The organism is Pseudomonas sp. DNDY-54, assembly GCF_019880365.1.
Lineage (GTDB): Bacteria > Pseudomonadota > Gammaproteobacteria > Pseudomonadales > Pseudomonadaceae > Stutzerimonas > Stutzerimonas stutzeri_P.
This window is the reverse complement of record NZ_CP082271.1, coordinates 2556070-2573070: the sequence shown is the minus strand read 5'-3', so window position 1 is coordinate 2573070 and position 17001 is coordinate 2556070. Positions and strand designations below refer to the sequence as shown.

Here is a 17001-nt window from a genome sequence, read left to right as displayed (position 1 = left end):
CAGTATGCGCTGCCACTGGAAGCAGTGAAACCGGTAGCAGCTCGGGTATACTCGCGGCCCCTGTTTAGGTCGATTGCGGAGCGCCCTGCATGTCCGGCAACACATATGGCAAGCTGTTCACCGTCACCACCGCTGGCGAAAGCCATGGCCCAGCGCTGGTCGCCATTGTCGACGGTTGCCCTCCGGGATTGGAGCTGAGCGTTGCAGACCTGCAGCGAGACCTCGACCGTCGCAAGCCAGGTACCAGTCGGCACACCACCCAGCGCCAGGAAGCGGACGAAGTCGAGATTCTCTCCGGTGTGTTTGAAGGGCGTACCACGGGCTGCCCGATCGGCTTGTTGATCCGCAACACCGATCAGAAATCCAAGGATTACTCCGCGATCAAGGACCAGTTCCGTCCCGCCCATGCCGACTACAGCTATCACCATAAATACGGGTTGCGCGATTACCGCGGCGGCGGACGCAGCTCGGCGCGTGAGACGGCGATGCGCGTCGCTGCGGGCGCCATTGCCAAAAAATACTTGATGACCATGGGTATTCAGGTGCGCGGCTACATGAGTCAGCTCGGCCCGATCGAGATCCCATTCAAGACCTGGGACAGCGTCGAGCAGAACGCTTTTTTCAGTCCTGATCCAGACAAGGTTCCAGAGCTAGAGGCCTACATGGATCAGCTGCGTCGTGATCAGGATTCCGTCGGTGCGAAGATTTCCGTGGTCGCCGAAGGCGTACCACCTGGCCTTGGCGAACCGATATTCGATCGGCTGGATGCAGACCTGGCCCACGCCCTGATGAGCATCAACGCCGTCAAGGGCGTGGAAATTGGTGCCGGCTTCGCCAGCGTGGCTCAGCGCGGTACTGAGCATCGTGACGAGATGAGTCCGGACGGTTTCCTGTCGAACAACGCCGGAGGCGTGCTAGGTGGCATATCTTCCGGTCAGCCAATCGTCGCGCATCTGGCGCTCAAACCGACGTCCAGCATTACAACGCCGGGTTGCTCGATCGATATCGATGGCAATCCGGTGGATATCATCACGAAAGGTCGCCACGATCCTTGCGTGGGCATTCGCGCTACGCCGATCGCCGAGGCCATGATGGCCATCGTCCTGCTGGATCATCTGCTGCGTCATCGCGGGCAGAACGCCGATGTGCTGGTGGGAACGCCAGTGCTGGGACAGCTTTAAGCTGCGGGCCCACTTCAAGCCGTACGGAGTGCGTCCGATGGTTTATCGCTTGCAGCATGGTGCGCGTAGCTCATGACGGGCTTGCCCTACTGGCGGTTGTCCGGCTTCTATCTGTTCTACTTTGCGCTGCTTGGTTCAACCGCGCCGTTTCTTGGCCTGTACTTCGATCATCTCGGTTTCTCAGCCGAGCGCATTGGTGAGCTCGTTGCGATTCCAATGCTGATGCGGTGCCTGGCGCCAAACTTGTGGGGCTGGCTCGGCGACGCCACCGGCCAGCGTCTGTTAATTGTCCGCATCGGTGCCCTTTGTACGCTGCTCTCCTTCAGCCTGATTTTCTATAGCAAGAGCTACGCCTGGCTGGCGCTGGTGATGGCATTGCACGCGTTCTTCTGGCACGCGGTACTGCCCCAATTTGAGGTGATCACCCTGGCGCACCTGCGCGAGCAGGCCTCACGCTACAGCCAGATCCGGCTGTGGGGCAGTATCGGCTTCATCCTTGCGGTGGTGGGCCTGGGCACGCTGATGGAACGCCTCGGCCTGGGCATCTACCCCGTGGCGGTGATGGCAGTGATGACCGGCATTGTTATCAGCAGTGCCTGGGTGCCCAACGCTACGCCGGAACAGCGGCCGGAGCTGGACGGTAACGGCGGCTTTCTACGTCAGTTGCGGCAGCCCGGTGTATTCGCATTCTTCATTTGCGTCGGGCTGATGCAGGCCAGCCACGGCCCGTATTACACCTTCTTCTCGATCCATCTCGAAGCGCTTGGTTATGGCCGAGGCACTATCGGGTTGTTATGGGCGCTGGGTGTGGTCGCTGAAATCCTGCTTTTTCTGGTAATGGCTCCGCTGCTGGCGCGCTTTTCGTTGCGTCAGGTGCTGGTGGCGAGCTTCATGTTGGCGGCGATACGCTGGTTGATTCTGGGTACGCTGGCCGACCATCTAGCCGTGCTGCTGATTGCGCAATTAATGCATGCCGCCACTTTCGGTAGCTTTCATGCGGCGGCGATTCATTTCGTGCAACGCAGCTTTGGTCACCGCCAGCAAGGCCAGGGCCAGGCGCTGTACGCCACGCTCGCCGGCGTCGGTGGCGCGCTGGGTGCGCTTTACTCCGGCTACAGTTGGGCCAGCCTTGGTCCGCTTTGGACCTTTGCTATCGCCAGCCTGGCCGCGCTGGCGGCAGCCGTTATCATTGCCGTCCCCAAGCAGGAGAACCGGGCATGACAGCAACACGTGAACGCTTATCGCAGGCCATCATCGACGCGGGTCGATTTCTCTATGGCCGCGGTTGGTCGCCCGCTACCAGTAGCAATTATTCGGCACGCCTGAGCCGTTCCGAAGCCTTGTTGACGGTGTCTGGAAAGCACAAGGGCCTGCTGACGACTGATGATCTGCTTGCCGTCGATATGGACGGTCGTAGCCTGGAAGACGGTAAGAAGCCGTCTGCTGAAACGTTGTTGCATACCCAGTTGTATCGTTGGTGTCCCGAGGTCGGCGCCGTGCTGCATACGCACTCCGTCAACGCGACCGTCCTTTCGCGTCTGTGCCTGGGTGACTCGCTGGTTTTTTCTGATTACGAGCTGCAGAAGGCATTCAGCGGTATCGCAACCCACGAATCACAGGTGATCGTGCCGATATTCGACAACGACCAGGATATCCAGCAACTTGCTGCTCGCGTTCAACCGTGGCTGGAAGAACACTCCGATTGTGTGGGCTACCTGATTCGTGGGCATGGCCTTTACACCTGGGGCCGGGAGATGGGCGACGCACTGCGTCAGATCGAGGCGTTCGAGTTTCTCTTCGAGTGTGAGCTGAAGATGCGCATGTTGCAGCGAATCTGAGCGCGAGACTGTCAATGCACGCCATACGTGCCCGAATAGAAGACTAGAAACCGGGGTTACCCCGGCCGGAGACTACACATGAGCATCCTCAGCGTTTATCAGGACAGCGTTCCAGAGCAGCCACTCAAAGTCCTCACTCACCTCGACGACATCGCCGCTACATTGGCCGAGGTCGGCGTGCACCTCGAGCGATGGGAGGCCAGTGCACCTATCGGCGCGGGCGCCAGTTCCGATGAGGTGATTGCTGCGTATCGTCCGCAGATCGATCGACTCATGAGCGAGCGTGGCTATGTCACCGTCGACGTAATCAGCCTGACTCGCGACCATCCGCAGAAGACCGAACTACGAGCGAAATTCCTTGAAGAGCATCGCCATGCTGAGGACGAAGTGCGCTTCTTCGTCGCGGGTCGCGGGCTGTTTACCCTGCACATCGAGGACAGGGTGTACGCGGTCCTTTGTGAGAAGAATGACCTGATCTCGGTCCCGGCCGGTACCAAGCACTGGTTCGACATGGGTGAGAATCCCCACTTCGTCGCTATTCGGCTGTTCAATAACCCCGAGGGCTGGGTTGCGCAGTTTACCGGTGAAGAGATTGCCGGTCGGTTTCCCCGGCTGGAGGATTGCTGATGCCGATCAAAGCCATCCTTACCGACATTGAGGGCACCACCAGTGCGGTGAGTTTCGTCTTCGATGTACTGTTTCCCTACGCCCAGAAGCATTTGCCAGACTTCTTGCGCAACCGTGCGACAGAGCCCGCCGTGGCAACGCAGCTCGAGGCAGCACGACGGGAAAGTGGCGAGCCTGACGCGGATATAGAACGTGTCGTCGAAATCCTGCTGGGGTGGATCGCCGCCGATCGCAAGGCGACGTCGCTAAAGGCGCTGCAGGGCATGGTCTGGGCCGAGGGCTATCGCGCCGGCCAGCTCAAGGGCCACGTTTATCCGGACGCGGTTGCGGCGCTGCGGCGTTGGCATGAACAGGGCTACGCACTTTATGTGTATTCGTCGGGGTCGGTTCAGGCGCAAAGGCTCATTTTCGGTTGCGCCGAAGCGGGTGATCTGACGCCGCTGTTTTCCGGCTATTTCGATACGAGCATCGGCCACAAGCGTGAAGTCGAATCCTATGCGCAAATCGCCGTTTCGATTGGCCTGCCCGCCGGTGAAGTACTGTTCCTGTCTGATGTCGTGGAGGAGCTGGACGCTGCGCGTAAGGCCGGCATGCATACGTGTGGGCTGGTCCGCGAGGGCGCCAGTTTGACGGGCCATCAGGCAGTCGCAAGTTTCGATGCGATTGATCCGGCCGGTTACTAAAGGGGCGGCTACTGAACCCTCATACCGCCTAAGCATCCTAATTACGTACTCACACCGTAATTTGGAGCTTTGTCATGACCGATGCCTTCGGCGGTATTTTCGGCCTGCTTATCCTGGCACTGGATATCTGGGCCATCATCAGCGTCATCCGTAGCGATAGCAGCACTGGTAAGAAAGCCCTCTGGGTGTTGCTGATCGTCATCCTGCCGGTCTTGGGTCTGATCATCTGGGGCATCATGGGGCCGCGCGGTAACCGTCCCGATGACCGTAACCTTCGGCCGTGACGCGTGGAAGTCTGGAGTGCGTTGCTCGCCTTCATTGTGATCGCAGCGGATGTCTTCGCCATCGTTCAGGTCTGGCGCACCCGCATTGAGACTGGGCGCAAGATCATATGGAGCTTGGTGATCGTGTTGTTGCCAGTGGTGGGGTTGATCATGTGGTTAGTCGCCGCCGGCCACCTCGCCAAGGTTCGGCTATAGGTGAGGGCAGCGCTCTCCCTAGTGTTAATGGTATGGGCATTTGGGCTTTGTGCTGCGGATGACGGTGTATGGACGGCGTTGCGCGAGGGGCGGGCCGTTCTGTTGCTACGCCACGCCAATGCGCCGGGCTTAGGCGATCCGCCGGGGTTCGTGCTGGATGACTGCGCCACTCAGCGCAACTTGGATAGCGCCGGGCGGGCACAGGCACAGCGCTGGGGTGCCTTACTTCGCGAGAAAGGAATCAGTAAGCCGAGAGTAATCAGCAGTCGCTGGTGCCGGGCGCTGGAAACGGCGAACGAAATGGAACTGGGACCCGTAGAACCTTTCGCGGCGTTGGATTCCTTTTTTGCGCAACCAGAGGGAAACGTTCCCAAGACCGAGACACTGCACGAGTTCCTTGCTGGGCTGTCAGCGGCGGCGCCTCCGATTGTGCTTATCACCCATCAGGTCAACATCACCGCGTTGACCGGCGTGTTCCCTCGATCCGGGGAGGGGCTCATTCTGGCTCTGCCGTTTAAGGATCGACCACAGGTGTTGGCGAGGATTTCACCACCCTAGCTTGCTGTGTCGTTGCGGTAATGGCGCTACCGTAATTCTCCCAAATATGCACAGCGGCATAAGCGCGCAATGGGCGCCAGGTTTCAGCGCGTGCATGTAGCGCCTTAGCGGTAATCCCTCCGCTTCCCCACAAGGGGGCCTTGAGCAGGCCCAGGTCGGCGGCTGGAAAGACGTCCGCCTCGCCGAAACCCCGCAGGGCGATGTACTCGGCGGTCCAAGGCCCGATTCCCGGTAGCTCACAGAGCCGGCTGACCAGCTCATCGGCCCCGTTGTTCACATGAAGCTCAAGCGCTCCGTCAGTCACCGCGGCCGCGAAGCGCTGAAGGGTCGCGACGCGTTTGCCGGGCATGCCAATATTCTCCAAGCGAGCGCTGGCAATGACCTCTGGGCTGGGAAACAGCCTTAGCACGTTGCCAACCGCATCTGATGGGGAGGGCAGCACCTGCTCACCCAGCCGCTCTACCAGGCGCCGTGTAACGGTCACCGCGGCCTTCACCGTGACCTGTTGTCCGATAATGGCTCGGACGGCCTGTTCGAACGGGTCAAAAGCGCTCGGTAAGCGCAACCCCGAATTGACCGCGATCAGCGGCCCCAGCAGGGGATCGTCGAAGAAGTGCCGAGCCACGGCGGCAGGATCGGTGTCCAGATCGAACATCTTGCGAACCCGCTGCGTCAGCGCTGACGCATGGTCTTGCAGCGAGTCGCTCAGGGTCAGTTCGAGACAGCCCTGTTCCGGACGCGGACACACGCGGAACCAGCCGACGCAGTTCCCCATGCGCAGGGTACGCCCGTAATGCCCGTCATCGAGCGTCTCCACACCAGGCAGCAGGCGCAGCGCGAAATGCTGGTGGAACTGCGTCCAGCTCCAAGGCGCGACGTAATGAAGGCGGATGGATTTCATGGGTGGACGATAGCCCGCGTTGATGGGGCTGTCTTCACCGGACGTGCTTTGAAAGCGGAAGGTTCCACCTGTCATAAGACCAAAGTAGAATGCGCGACTTTGCCGATGGCCAGCCCGCGCGACTTGCAGGTCTGTCCGTTTCGCCATCCATCACGGAGACACCCCATGAGCGACTATCAGGAAACTCTCTACGAGGGATACGGCCAGCGCTTCAGGATCGACGAGATGCTGCATGAAGTGCGCACCGAGCATCAACACCTAGTGATTTTCGAAAACGCTCGGATGGGGCGCGTCATGGCGCTCGATGGCGTGATCCAGACCACCGAAGCGGATGAGTTCATCTATCACGAGATGCTCACTCACGTCCCGATTCTGGCTCATGGCCTGGCGCGGCGCGTGCTGATCATCGGCGGTGGCGACGGCGGGATGCTGCGCGAAGTAGCCAAGCACCGGGATGTCGAAAGCATCACCATGGTCGAGATTGACGGCACTGTGGTCGAAATGTGCAAGACGTTTTTGCCGGAGCACTCGAAAGGGGCGTTCGACGACCCGCGGCTGAATTTGGTTATCGATGACGGCATGCGCTTCGTCGCCACGACCGAAGAAAAATTCGACGTGATTATTTCTGACTCCACCGACCCCATCGGTCCGGGCGAAGTGCTGTTCTCGGAGAATTTTTATCAGGCGTGCCGTCGGTGCCTCAACGACGGCGGCATCCTGGTCACGCAGAACGGCACGCCTTTCATGCAGCTGGCTGAAGCTCAGACCACTGCTAAGCGCATGACTGGGCTGTTTCCGGACTGGCATTTCTATCAGGCCGCAGTGCCGACCTATATTGGCGGCGCCATGACCTTCGCATGGGGCGCATGCGACTCGAGCATTCGCAAGCTGTCGTTGGAGACGTTGTGTCAGCGCTTCGCCGGGAGCGGAATCGTCACGCGCTACTACAATCCGCACATCCACCTCGGCGCGTTCGCGCTACCTCAGTACGTGCTCCAAGCCATCAGCAAGCCCAGCAACGATTAAACCGCTCGGCGCCTCGCGACCCTTCGTTGCGTGGCGCCGGGTTGGATCGGGCTCCTTTGTTACGTCGGCGCTGAAAACCTCCATTGCAGGGCCGAAGCATTCGCCGTATGTTCGAATGGCACGCACAAGCTGTCGCGGCCCGGCGTGTCGAGCGCGACAACCTGAGCAGAAGTCCGCGCGAGGTGCTCCAGGTGCAACGTGTAATTGCAGCTGAATCGAACTTGCTGGCGATGCAAAGGCCTACTGATTATCGCCATGTATTCCTGCCCAGGAATCCAGGCTTTGGACGTAGAACATTCGATTTCTATTCACCAGCGAGGCTACGTAAAAGGTTTTTCATTCCGGACATCGTTCATCCATGAGTGCGAGGAGGTTGTTTTTATGAGTACCACCTTCCATGAGGATGTAAGCGGCAACGTACTGTTGAGGATGAAAGAAGGCGGTTTCGATTTCGCCCGTGTCCATCCGATAGAGTTCTACGCCGTATTCCCCGATCGTGAACGTGCAGTCGCTGCCGCGAGCAATTTTCGCGGCGAGTGCGTTAACGCTCAAATAGCCCCCCGTGACGACGGCGCTTGGGATCTCCAGGTAAGTAAAGTGATGTATGCGACCTTCGACGGAATTGGCGACTTCGAACAAGATCTGGAGGACCTGGTCGAGCCGCTTGGTGGTGTGGTGGACGGCTGGGGTGTTACCCAGGAGCTTTCGGGCTGCTCAGTCTGATTGCTTGCACTTAGCCTAATCCGAGTCCGCTTTGCAGTGCCTGGTCCCAGGGTGGGATCGGGCCGAAGCGGGTTTTGAGAAATTCCAGCAGCAATCTACTGCGCGAATCGGCCTCCCTTGTCAGGCGTAGCGCGTAGATTCCGCTAGGTTCCGGTTCTGGAAGGCCGCCTTCACAAAACAAAGGCAGTAGCTCGCCGCGCACCAAGTGCTCGCTGATCAGCCAGGTCGGGAGATGCGCTATCCCCAAGCCAGCCAAGGCACCGCAGAGCAGCGCTTCGGCATTATTCGCGACCATACGCAGGCGCGTAGGTCGCAGCAATCGCCGTTTCCCCTGATACTCAAACCGCCACGCATGGGAAGGCGCCAGTGCATCCCAGTCCAGCCCATCATGGTCCGGCAGCTCCGCTGCGGTCTGGGGTGTACCTCGTCGTTGCAAATAGCTCGGGCTTGCGCAGGCGATGCGAATCATCGGTGCCAGCGGAGTGGCCACCAGGCGAGTGTCGGCCAACGGACCGATGCGTAGCACCAGGTCGACTTCCCCCAGATGTTCTCCCTGCAGATCGACAAAGCTATCAATCAACCGCAACTGAATGTCGACGCTTGGATAGGCCTGCAGGAAATCCGCCACCGCCGGGGCCAAGTGTCGGCGGCCGAAAGGGGCTGGAGCGTCGATACGAATTCGGCCTTCCGGTGTGCTCTGCAGCGATGCCATCTCGGCCCGGGCCAAGTGCAGTTCCTGGACGATGCGCCTTGCGCGCTCAGCGAACGCCTGTCCGGCCGGTGTGGGCTTGATGACATGAGTGCTGCGGCTGACCAACTGACAATCCAGTGACCGTTCCAGGGCGTCGATGCGTCGCGCAACGGAAGAGGGCGTTAGCGAATGCAGACGTGCCGCGGCAGAAAAGCTGCCGCTGTCGAGCACGTCCAGGAACAGCCTGAACTGGTCCGTAAGGCCCGTAGTATCCATCTGGTTCTCTGCCTTTGCTAAAAACGCAAAGCCATTGTGCGTGCTTGTGCATGTACCCGCTAGAGGCGGTTCAGTAGCATTGCGTTTTTTGTCGGGACGCAATCATGGATCTTGTCGGCTTCGGGCTGAACCTAGTGCTGGGCTTGGTGCTGGGCACGCTTGGAGGGCTGTTCGGCATTGGCGGTGGGCTGATAGCGATTCCGGTACTTGGCGTGCTGTTCGATCTGGACCAGCAGTTAGCGCAAGGCACCGCGCTGGTGATGGTGGTGCCCAACGTACTGCTCGCGATCTGGCGGTATCACCAGCGTAACCGCATCGATCCGCGCCACGCGGCAGCGTTGGGTGTTGCCAGTTTCTGTTTCGCCATCGCCGGTGCGGCGGTCGCGGTATCACTGGATGCCGGGCGGATGCGCATCGCCTTCGTCGGTTTTCTTGTCGCCTTGGCTGTCTACACGCTATCGCGGGTTTTCTTTCGCCTACAACCCGGCGGGACCGAGCTACGCCACCCCTGGCCATGGCTTGGCGTGTTGGGCGCAGGTGCGGGTGCGTTGGGGGGATTATTCGGTGTTGGTGGCGCTGTGCTTGCCACGCCGATACTTACCACCGTATTCGGGACGTCCCAGGTTGTCGCGCAGGGGCTGTCCCTGTCCCTAGCAGCGCCCAGCACGGCCGTCACGCTGTTCACCTATGCGGCTCATGAGCAGGTTGATTGGGCGCTAGGATTGCCGCTTGCGATCGGTGGGTTGCTCAGTATCAGCCTCGGCGTGAAGCTCGCGCATGCGCTGCCGGAGCGTCTTCTTCGCGTCTTGTTCAGCGGCTTCCTGTTGCTGAGTGCCGTCATGCTGGCACTCGAGGCTTGAGACGTCGGTAACGAGCAAGCTACGCGGCGACCGGCTTCGGCTGCCGGCGAATTTCCCGGCGGGCGCTGCGCACCAGGCGGATGGTCAGGAGTATCGCCGCACAGCTCAAACCGGCAATCAGCCCCTGCCAGAGCCCGGCCGGGCCGCTCGGCTCACCAAAGCGATCGGTCAGGCCCAGCATATAGCCTATCGGCAGGCCGATGCCCCAGTAAGCGAACAGGGTGAAGATCATCGTCATGCGGGTGTCTTGGTACCCACGAAGGGCGCCCGCGGCCGTCACCTGTACGACGTCAGAGAATTGGAACAGCGCGGCGTAGAAAAACAGGCTGGCCGCGACTGCGATGACAGCCGGGTCCGTTGTGTAAATACGGGCGATCTGTTCACTGAATAACAGCATGGCGCCGGCAGAGAAGCAGGCATAAACAAGGCTCGATAGAATTCCCACGCCCGCGGCGAAGCGTGCGTCGCGCGGCGCCCCGCGACCCAGTGCCTGGCCGATGCGAATAGTGATGGCCATACCGAGCGATAGCGGGATCATGAAGATCAGTGAAGTAAAGTTAAGCGCGATCTGATGCCCTGCTACGACAGTGGCGCCCAAACCGCCAATGAGCAGGGCGATGACCGAAAAGATGCTGGCCTCGGCAAACACCGCAACGCCAATCGGCACGCCGACGGACAACAGCCGGCTCATCATCGCCCACTCCGGCCAATCGAAACGGGCGAACAGCTGGCTCGGTTGGTAGTAGGCGGCGCGCCGTACCCAGAACAGCATCGCTAACAGCATGAAGACCATGACCAGAGCGGTTGCCCAGCCGCAGCCGACCCCGCCCATCGCAGGCAAACCAAGCTTGCCGTAGATGAAAATGTAGTTCAGAGGGATATTCAGTGTTAGCGCGAGGATGCCTACCACCATGCTCGGGCGGGTGTGGCCAAGGCCGTCGCTGAAGCAGCGCAACACCTGATACAGAGCTACCGCTGGAAAACCGCAGGCGACTGCGCGCAAATAAGCCATGGTGGGGTCGATGAGCACGGGCTCGACCTGCATCCAATGCAGCACCGGTTCGGCATTCCACATCAGCAGCGCGAACAGCGATCCGATTCCAAGCCCCACCCACAGCGCCTGGCGTACCAGCGGGCCGATCTGTTCGTGCTGTTCGCGACCGAAACGCTGTGCAACGTTGGGTGTCGTTGCCAGAACGATCCCAGTCACCAGAAGGAATACGGGAACCCAGATTGAGTTGCCCAACGCGACCGCCGCGAGATCATGAGGGCTAACCCGGCCGGCCATCAGCGTGTCGACGAAGCCCATCGCGGTGTTTGCCAGTTGGGCGATCATCATCGGGAGAGCTAGGGCAAACAGGGTGCGTAATTCGACGCGAACTCGCCTGAGCTTCAACTCAGTGGGCATTGCAGGGCTATCCGATTGTATACAGGAAGCAGCCTAGTCTACGCCGCACCTGGCACTCTCGGGAAGGCAGCAGAGCGGCGTCCGCCGGTCTAGAATGGGCGGATCAATGACGGAGGCCGCCAATGCGCATTCTTGCCGACGAAAACATCCCGCTGGTTGACGCTTTTTTTTCAGAGCATGGCGATATTCGCCGCATGCCCGGTCGGAGTATTAACAGAGCGGCGGTCGCTCAGACGGATGTCTTGCTGGTCCGCTCTGTTACCCGTGTCGATCGCGAGCTGCTCGAAGGCAGCACGGTACGCTTCGTCGGCACCTGCACCATCGGCACGGATCACCTGGATCTCGAGTATCTCGAGGATGCAGGCATCGACTGGGCGAGTGCGCCAGGATGCAACGCACGCGGCGTTGTCGACTACGTACTCGGCAGCTTGCTAGCACTTGCTGAAGGTGAGGGGGTTGAACTAAGCGAGCGTCGATACGGTATCGTCGGTGCCGGGGAGGTCGGTGGCAGGTTAGTGGAAGTGCTGCGGGGCCTGGGCTGTGACGTGCGCGTTTGCGATCCGCCGCGTCAGGCGCGTGAGGTTGGTGAGTTCGTCGGGCTGGATGAGATCCTTACCGAGTGCGATGTTATCAGTCTGCATACTCCGCTGATTCTGGAGGGCGACCACCCGACATTTCACCTGTTGAACAACGCTCGGCTGGAACAGTTGCGTCCCGGCACCTGGTTGATCAATGCGGCCCGCGGCGCGGTGGTCGACAATGCGGCTCTGCGCGATCAGTTGGCCAGACGGCCCGATATTCAGGCAGTGCTTGATGTCTGGGAAGGGGAGCCGCAGGTTGATATCGAGCTGGCGGCGCTATGTTGGATCGCGACGCCGCATATTGCCGGTTACAGTCTGGACGGCAAGCTGCGTGGGACCGCCCAGATTTATCAGGCGTTCTGTGCCAGCAAGGGGTGGGAGCCTAAGGTCGAGCTGAATGAGTTGATGCCTATCGCGCCGCTACGCGGCCTTTCTTTCGACGCATCGGTCAAGCCCGCGGACATGCTGGCGACGATTTGCCGAGCCGTCTATGACCCGCGCAGGGACGATGCCGCGTTTCGCCGTAGCCTGACCGACGATGAGGACCAGCGCCAAATTGGCTTCGACCGGCTACGCAAGCAGTACCCTCCACGGCGCGAGATAGAGGGTCTGGAAATTGCAATCAGTGCCGCACAGCCTTCGTTGGAGCAGCTTGTGCGAGCACTGGGTGCGGTGGTTAAACCCTGATCGGTCAGCGGGTCCGCCTTTGAGATGCATTCGGAGTGAGCACGACAGGCCGGATGCAATTTGTGGCCTGCTCCGCTAGCATTACCCGTCCTCTGCTTTATCCGCGATGGTGTTATGAGTTATCAGGTACTAGCCCGCAAATGGCGTCCGCGCTCGTTCCGCGAAATGGTCGGGCAGACGCATGTGCTCAAGGCCCTGATCAATGCGTTGGACAGCCAACGCCTGCACCACGCCTATCTCTTCACGGGTACTCGAGGTGTTGGCAAAACCACCATTGCACGGATCATCGCCAAGTGCCTCAATTGCGAGACCGGCATCAGTTCCTCCCCATGCGGTGAATGCTCGGTTTGTCGAGAGATCGACGAGGGTCGTTTCGTCGATTTGATCGAAGTTGACGCCGCGAGCCGCACCAAGGTCGAGGATACGCGCGAGCTTCTGGACAACGTGCAGTACGCACCCAGCCGCGGTCGCTACAAGGTCTACCTGATCGACGAAGTGCACATGCTTTCGTCGCACTCGTTCAACGCGCTGCTCAAAACGCTTGAGGAGCCGCCACCCCACGTTAAATTCCTACTGGCTACCACGGATCCGCAGAAGCTGCCGGTCACCATTCTGTCCCGTTGTCTGCAATTTTCGCTGAAAAACATGCCGCCGGAGCGTGTAGTCGAGCACCTTACCCACGTGCTTGGCGTCGAGCAGGTTCCTTTCGAAGAGGATGCGCTCTGGCTGCTCGGGCGCGCCGCCGATGGTTCCATGCGCGATGCCATGAGTCTGACCGATCAGGCCATCGCCTTTGGCGAGGGCCAGGTGCTGGCGGCGGATGTTCGAAGCATGCTTGGCACCCTCGATCACGGGCAGGTGTATGGCGTGCTGCATGCGCTGCTGGAAGGCGATGCCCGGGCGCTGCTCGAAGCGGTGCGCCATCTCGCCGAGCAAGGCCCCGACTGGGGGGGCGTGTTGGCAGAAATTCTCAACGTGCTGCATCGTGTCGCTATCGCGCAGGCGTTGCCGGATGCAGTGGACAACGGGCAGGGTGACCGCGACAGAGTGCTGGCGCTGGCGCAGGCGTTACCCGCCGAAGATGTGCAGTTCTATTACCAGATGGGCCTGATCGGCCGGCGCGATCTTCCATTAGCGCCTGATCCTCGCAGCGGCTTCGAAATGGTGTTGTTGCGTATGCTTGCGTTTAGGCCGGCGGACAGTGAAGGCGCGCCGCGAACGACATTAAAGAGCTTGGGAGTCAGTCCGGCCACGACTGATTCCGATACAGCGAACGTGGCCGGTCCAGCAACGTCGGCTCGGCCGGTTCGTGATCCGATCGCCGCTCCACCTTCGCCCGCGCCCGCGCCGGCGCCGGCGCGGCTGGCCTCCGCTGACGCGCTGCCCCCGAAACAACCAGAGCCAGATCCGGTTACGGCTGAGACGTCTTTTGTTCCGCAATCGGAGCCCGTCACGGATGCCGCTCCGGTTAATGCAAAGGCTGCTTCAAAGCCAGGGCCTGTCCCCCCGGTTGTCGACGTCCCCTGGAACGAGCCGCCTGACACGCCGCCTGTCGCGGTGGAGAGCGAGGCGCAGGAGCGCCGGTCCGAGCCCGCCGAAGCGGCAGCGCATCATGCGGCAGTCGTTGCAGTGAGCGAGCCGGACGATGACGAACCGCCGCTGACCGACGAGGATTATTTCGAGGTCGAAACCCAGGCTGAAGCCTATATGGATGAGCTGGATGATGATCCAGTGCCAGGACCGCAGGTCGTTGAGCCCGCACCCGCAGCCGAGCCTGCAACAGGCCTGGCTGCTGAGTGGCTTGATATCTATTTGAAGCTTGGCCTCGGAGGTCTGACCGGCAGCATCGCGGCCAACTGCACGCTGATCTCAGTAGAAGGCGATCGTTGGCTCATGCACCTCGACCCAGGACAGAGCGCGCTATTTAATGCGACACAGCATCGGCGCTTGAACGATGCGTTGAACCAGTACCATGGTCGCGTGTTACAGCTGGACATCGAACTCCAGACACCCCAGCAGGAAACGCCAGCCCAAGCCGCTGCGCGGCGCCGCAGTGAGAGGCAGCGAGCCGCTGAACAGTCGATTCAGGCCGACCCCGTCGTGCAACAATTGATGCAGCAATTCGCCGCCGTCATTCGTGACGGTACCATCGAACCCGTAGAACACTCCGAACCCTGATCCGAGGTAGATCCCATGATGAAAGGTGGCATGGCCGGGCTGATGAAGCAGGCGCAGCAGATGCAGGAAAAAATGCAGAAGATGCAGGAGGAGCTGGCCAACGCTGAGGTAACCGGCCAATCCGGTGCCGGTTTGGTGAGCGTCGTGATGAACGGGCGACACGATGTCAAACGTGTAAGCCTCGACGACAGTCTTATGCAGGAAGACAAGGAGATCCTCGAGGACCTGATTGCAGCTGCGGTTAATGATGCGGTGCGCAAAATCGAGCAGAACAGTAAGGAAAAAATGGCTGGCATGACTGATGGTATGCAGTTGCCGCCGGGTTTCAAGATGCCATTCTGAATGCTCCGGGCGCCGTCATCGGCGCCCAATTGGCGCACCCGTACACGCCGTGAAGCCGATTTTAACTAACGGCCTAGCGGTACAGCTTCAATGCATCCCCTCGCGCATAGATTCGTTTCGTTCCAGCCTCGCTCCGGTGAATTCATGTCTTTCAGTCCGCTTATTCGCCAACTTATCGACGCACTGCGGATTCTTCCCGGTGTAGGTCAGAAGACCGCCCAACGCATGGCGCTGCAGATGCTCGAGCGTGACCGCAGCGGTGGGTTGCGGTTGGCTCAGGCGCTTACGCGAGCGATGGAAGAGGTGGGCTACTGCCGTCAGTGTCGTACGCTTTCCGAGGATCAGCTTTGCCTGCAGTGCGCCGATCCCCGACGGGACGACTCGTTGCTCTGTATCGTGCAAAGCCCTGTCGACGTCTTTGCCGTTGAGCAGACGGGTTTTCGCGGGCGCTACTTTGTGCTCAAGGGGCACCTGTCTCCGCTCGATGGCCTGGGTCCCGAAGCGATCGGCATTCCTGAGCTGCTCGTGCGGGTGGCTGAAGGCAATTTCAGCGAGGCGATCCTTGCGACTAACCCCACCGTCGAAGGTGAAGCAACCGCACATTACATCGCTCAGCTCCTGATCCCGAAGGGGCTTACGCTCAGCCGCATCGCCCATGGCGTGCCGCTAGGCGGTGAGCTCGATCTGGTCGATGGCGGTACGCTCGCTCATGCCTTCGCTGGACGGAAAACCATTACGCTTTGATCGGTTAGGAGCAGAGCTAAAATCCAAAGCGCCTTATAACGGCGAGTTTTGGACTTATGGCTGGAAAGCAGTGCCGATCAGCAAACACTTCGTGTAAAGTTCTAAGCACTAATTAGCTTATAACTGAATAGCATTACCTGCTTACCTTTGGTTATATGGCTTGGCGCTGCCTACGAACTCGAGGTCAATGATGAAGGCGAAACACTGGCTGGTTCCCGCTCTAATGCTGTTCAGCGCTTTCGCGCAGGCTCAGGAAACATTCAAGGTCGGTTATATCCGTGTGATGGACGACGCGCAGGCCATGGTTGCCTACGAGGGTGAGTTCTACAAAAAGCACGGCTTGGACGTTGAGCTGGTTGAGTTCAGCTCCGGCACCGATCTGATCAAAGCGATTATTGGCGGCCAGCTGGACACTGGTGTGCTCGGCTTTACCAACGCGGTTGCCTGGGCTTCGAAGGGTGCAGACCTAAAGGTGGTTGGTGGCGCCCAGCAAGGCTATCACTCCATTGTCGCCCGGGAAGGAACCGGCATTGAGAAGATTGCCGATCTAAAAGGGAAAATCCTCGCCTCTCAAAAAGAAGGCAGTACGGCCGACGCGGTTCTTCGAGGCGTTACGTTGAAGGACGCCGGGATATCACCGAGTGACGTCAACATCATGGGCACCAGCCCAGCAGTTGCTGTGCAGTCGCTCGTCTCGGGCCGTACCGATGCGGCGTTTCTCTTCGAGCCCTATGACCGTATCGCCCAGCTTGTGGCGCCTGTGAAGCAGATCTATGAGATCGGTGAGGTTTGGCCATTCCCGTGCATGGTGGTGATCACTTCCGGCGAAACCTTGGACAAGCGCAAGGATGAGGTTTGGAAGTCCCTGGATGCACAGCGCGACGCCATCGAACTGCTGGAGAATCAGCCGGCAGAAGCAGCCAAGCTTATTGCTGACTACTTCATTGCCGAGCCGACCCTGAAGACGCTTAATCGCGGAGAGCTGTCTCGCGAAGTCGTGATTGAAGAAGCCATCGCTACTCAGACGTTCAGTGCCAAGCTTGGCACTGATGATCTGGCACGCATCCAGGAGTTGGCAGATATTCTTCAGGAGCTTGGTTCGCTTAAGACTCGCGACGGTAAGCCGTTCGATACCAGCGCGATTCTCGATCTGTCCTGGCAGCAGGCGCGCGAGCTCTAATCTTTACGTCAATTCGTCTTCATACACTGCCCGGCCTT

19 protein-coding genes are annotated in these 17001 nt (G+C 59.9%); 16 read left to right on the top strand and 3 right to left on the bottom strand.

The features are described 5' to 3' along the window. Nucleotides 1-89 precede the first annotated feature (89 nt). The 8 genes from aroC (at nucleotide 90) to K4O48_RS20495 (ending at nucleotide 5366) form a co-directional block, all read left to right on the top strand. On the top strand, nucleotides 90-1181 hold the full coding sequence (gene aroC / locus K4O48_RS11890; protein WP_222908469.1) for a chorismate synthase: 1092 nt from the start codon (nucleotides 90-92) through the stop codon (nucleotides 1179-1181). A gap of 72 nt (nucleotides 1182-1253) precedes the next feature. Continuing rightward, nucleotides 1254-2402 carry an MFS transporter gene (locus tag K4O48_RS11885; protein ID WP_222908468.1) on the top strand — a complete coding sequence of 383 codons (1149 nt, stop codon included), beginning with the start codon at nucleotides 1254-1256 and terminating at the stop codon, nucleotides 2400-2402. Continuing rightward, nucleotides 2399-3019, top strand: coding sequence for a methylthioribulose 1-phosphate dehydratase (locus tag K4O48_RS11880; RefSeq protein WP_222908467.1), 621 nt, complete (start codon nucleotides 2399-2401; stop codon nucleotides 3017-3019). The genes K4O48_RS11885 and K4O48_RS11880 overlap by 4 nt, the downstream gene beginning before the upstream one ends. Before the next feature lie 78 nt (nucleotides 3020-3097). Further along, a complete protein-coding gene (locus tag K4O48_RS11875) occupies nucleotides 3098-3646 on the top strand; it encodes an acireductone dioxygenase (protein ID WP_222908465.1) in 549 nt (182 codons plus the stop codon). Further along, nucleotides 3646-4329 (top strand): acireductone synthase, encoded by a 684-nt coding sequence (mtnC, locus tag K4O48_RS11870; protein WP_222908463.1) that lies wholly within the window; start codon nucleotides 3646-3648, stop codon nucleotides 4327-4329. Before K4O48_RS11875 ends, mtnC begins: the two co-directional genes overlap by 1 nt. Nucleotides 4330-4403: 74 nt before the next feature. Continuing rightward, nucleotides 4404-4613 carry a PLD nuclease N-terminal domain-containing protein gene (locus tag K4O48_RS11865; RefSeq protein WP_222908459.1) on the top strand — a complete coding sequence of 70 codons (210 nt, stop codon included), beginning with the start codon at nucleotides 4404-4406 and terminating at the stop codon, nucleotides 4611-4613. 3 nt (nucleotides 4614-4616) lie between these two features. Continuing rightward, nucleotides 4617-4808, top strand: a complete 192-nt coding sequence (locus K4O48_RS11860; protein WP_222908457.1) for a PLDc N-terminal domain-containing protein — start codon at nucleotides 4617-4619, stop codon at nucleotides 4806-4808. A 27-nt stretch (nucleotides 4809-4835) separates the two neighbouring features. Next, nucleotides 4836-5366 (top strand): histidine phosphatase family protein, encoded by a 531-nt coding sequence (locus K4O48_RS20495; protein ID WP_260523616.1) that lies wholly within the window; start codon nucleotides 4836-4838, stop codon nucleotides 5364-5366. Here the strand turns inward: K4O48_RS20495 and K4O48_RS11855 are convergent. Continuing rightward, complete coding sequence (locus K4O48_RS11855) at nucleotides 5323-6267, bottom strand: DNA-3-methyladenine glycosylase family protein (protein WP_260523615.1); 945 nt, start codon at nucleotides 6265-6267, stop codon at nucleotides 5323-5325. The two genes, K4O48_RS20495 and K4O48_RS11855, sit on opposite strands and share 44 nt — an antisense overlap. A 165-nt stretch (nucleotides 6268-6432) precedes the next feature. Between K4O48_RS11855 and speE the strand changes: the two genes are divergently transcribed. Together speE and K4O48_RS11845 are read left to right on the top strand one after the other, a co-directional pair. Beyond that, nucleotides 6433-7293 carry a polyamine aminopropyltransferase gene (speE, locus tag K4O48_RS11850; RefSeq protein WP_222908454.1) on the top strand — a complete coding sequence of 287 codons (861 nt, stop codon included), beginning with the start codon at nucleotides 6433-6435 and terminating at the stop codon, nucleotides 7291-7293. A gap of 381 nt (nucleotides 7294-7674) precedes the next feature. Next, entirely contained in the window at nucleotides 7675-8016 is a 342-nt protein-coding gene (locus tag K4O48_RS11845) for a ribonuclease E inhibitor RraB (RefSeq protein ID WP_222908452.1), read from the top strand. Between the two features lie 10 nt (nucleotides 8017-8026). On the opposite strand, the gene K4O48_RS11840 is transcribed toward K4O48_RS11845, so the two are convergent. Further along, nucleotides 8027-8983 (bottom strand): LysR family transcriptional regulator, encoded by a 957-nt coding sequence (locus tag K4O48_RS11840; protein WP_222908450.1) that lies wholly within the window; start codon nucleotides 8981-8983, stop codon nucleotides 8027-8029. A gap of 104 nt (nucleotides 8984-9087) precedes the next feature. Here K4O48_RS11840 and K4O48_RS11835 point away from each other — a divergent pair, with 104 nt between their 5' ends. Continuing rightward, nucleotides 9088-9843 (top strand): sulfite exporter TauE/SafE family protein, encoded by a 756-nt coding sequence (locus K4O48_RS11835; RefSeq protein ID WP_222908448.1) that lies wholly within the window; start codon nucleotides 9088-9090, stop codon nucleotides 9841-9843. 19 nt (nucleotides 9844-9862) lie between these two features. Here K4O48_RS11835 and K4O48_RS11830 read toward each other — a convergent pair whose 3' ends face one another. Beyond that, a complete protein-coding gene (locus tag K4O48_RS11830; RefSeq protein WP_222908446.1) occupies nucleotides 9863-11251 on the bottom strand; it encodes an MATE family efflux transporter in 1389 nt (462 codons plus the stop codon). A 122-nt stretch (nucleotides 11252-11373) separates the two neighbouring features. On the opposite strand from K4O48_RS11830, the gene pdxB reads away from it, so the two are divergent. The 5 genes from pdxB to K4O48_RS11805 all read left to right on the top strand — a co-directional run bounded on the left by pdxB (nucleotide 11374) and on the right by K4O48_RS11805 (nucleotide 16963). Beyond that, a complete protein-coding gene (pdxB, locus tag K4O48_RS11825; protein WP_222908444.1) occupies nucleotides 11374-12519 on the top strand; it encodes a 4-phosphoerythronate dehydrogenase PdxB in 1146 nt (381 codons plus the stop codon). Between the two features lie 114 nt (nucleotides 12520-12633). Beyond that, nucleotides 12634-14697: a DNA polymerase III subunit gamma/tau gene (dnaX, locus tag K4O48_RS11820; RefSeq protein ID WP_222908443.1), complete on the top strand. Its 2064-nt coding sequence runs from the start codon at nucleotides 12634-12636 to the stop codon at nucleotides 14695-14697. A gap of 15 nt (nucleotides 14698-14712) precedes the next feature. After that, nucleotides 14713-15039 carry a YbaB/EbfC family nucleoid-associated protein gene (locus K4O48_RS11815; RefSeq protein ID WP_025241324.1) on the top strand — a complete coding sequence of 109 codons (327 nt, stop codon included), beginning with the start codon at nucleotides 14713-14715 and terminating at the stop codon, nucleotides 15037-15039. A 144-nt stretch (nucleotides 15040-15183) separates the two neighbouring features. Then, nucleotides 15184-15783 (top strand): recombination mediator RecR, encoded by a 600-nt coding sequence (recR, locus tag K4O48_RS11810; protein ID WP_222908442.1) that lies wholly within the window; start codon nucleotides 15184-15186, stop codon nucleotides 15781-15783. Nucleotides 15784-15973: 190 nt separating this feature from the next. Continuing rightward, entirely contained in the window at nucleotides 15974-16963 is a 990-nt protein-coding gene (locus tag K4O48_RS11805) for an ABC transporter substrate-binding protein (protein ID WP_222908440.1), read from the top strand. The last annotated feature ends 38 nt before the right edge of the window (nucleotides 16964-17001 follow it).

Coding starts and splice junctions, on each gene's coding strand:
- K4O48_RS11885 (WP_222908468.1), top strand. CDS start 1,254: ATGACGGGCTTGCCCTACTGGCGGTTGTCCGGCTTCTATCTGTTCTAC.
- K4O48_RS11845 (WP_222908452.1), top strand. CDS start 7,675: ATGAGTACCACCTTCCATGAGGATGTAAGCGGCAACGTACTGTTGAGG.
- K4O48_RS11855 (WP_260523615.1), bottom strand. CDS start 6,267: ATGAAATCCATCCGCCTTCATTACGTCGCGCCTTGGAGCTGGACGCAG.
- K4O48_RS11835 (WP_222908448.1), top strand. CDS start 9,088: ATGGATCTTGTCGGCTTCGGGCTGAACCTAGTGCTGGGCTTGGTGCTG.
- K4O48_RS11805 (WP_222908440.1), top strand. CDS start 15,974: ATGAAGGCGAAACACTGGCTGGTTCCCGCTCTAATGCTGTTCAGCGCT.
- recR (WP_222908442.1), top strand. CDS start 15,184: ATGTCTTTCAGTCCGCTTATTCGCCAACTTATCGACGCACTGCGGATT.
- K4O48_RS11880 (WP_222908467.1), top strand. CDS start 2,399: ATGACAGCAACACGTGAACGCTTATCGCAGGCCATCATCGACGCGGGT.
- K4O48_RS11875 (WP_222908465.1), top strand. CDS start 3,098: ATGAGCATCCTCAGCGTTTATCAGGACAGCGTTCCAGAGCAGCCACTC.
- K4O48_RS11865 (WP_222908459.1), top strand. CDS start 4,404: ATGACCGATGCCTTCGGCGGTATTTTCGGCCTGCTTATCCTGGCACTG.
- dnaX (WP_222908443.1), top strand. CDS start 12,634: ATGAGTTATCAGGTACTAGCCCGCAAATGGCGTCCGCGCTCGTTCCGC.
- pdxB (WP_222908444.1), top strand. CDS start 11,374: ATGCGCATTCTTGCCGACGAAAACATCCCGCTGGTTGACGCTTTTTTT.
- aroC (WP_222908469.1), top strand. CDS start 90: ATGTCCGGCAACACATATGGCAAGCTGTTCACCGTCACCACCGCTGGC.
- K4O48_RS11840 (WP_222908450.1), bottom strand. CDS start 8,983: ATGGATACTACGGGCCTTACGGACCAGTTCAGGCTGTTCCTGGACGTG.
- mtnC (WP_222908463.1), top strand. CDS start 3,646: ATGCCGATCAAAGCCATCCTTACCGACATTGAGGGCACCACCAGTGCG.
- speE (WP_222908454.1), top strand. CDS start 6,433: ATGAGCGACTATCAGGAAACTCTCTACGAGGGATACGGCCAGCGCTTC.
- K4O48_RS11830 (WP_222908446.1), bottom strand. CDS start 11,251: ATGCCCACTGAGTTGAAGCTCAGGCGAGTTCGCGTCGAATTACGCACC.
- K4O48_RS11815 (WP_025241324.1), top strand. CDS start 14,713: ATGATGAAAGGTGGCATGGCCGGGCTGATGAAGCAGGCGCAGCAGATG.
- K4O48_RS20495 (WP_260523616.1), top strand. CDS start 4,836: ATGGTATGGGCATTTGGGCTTTGTGCTGCGGATGACGGTGTATGGACG.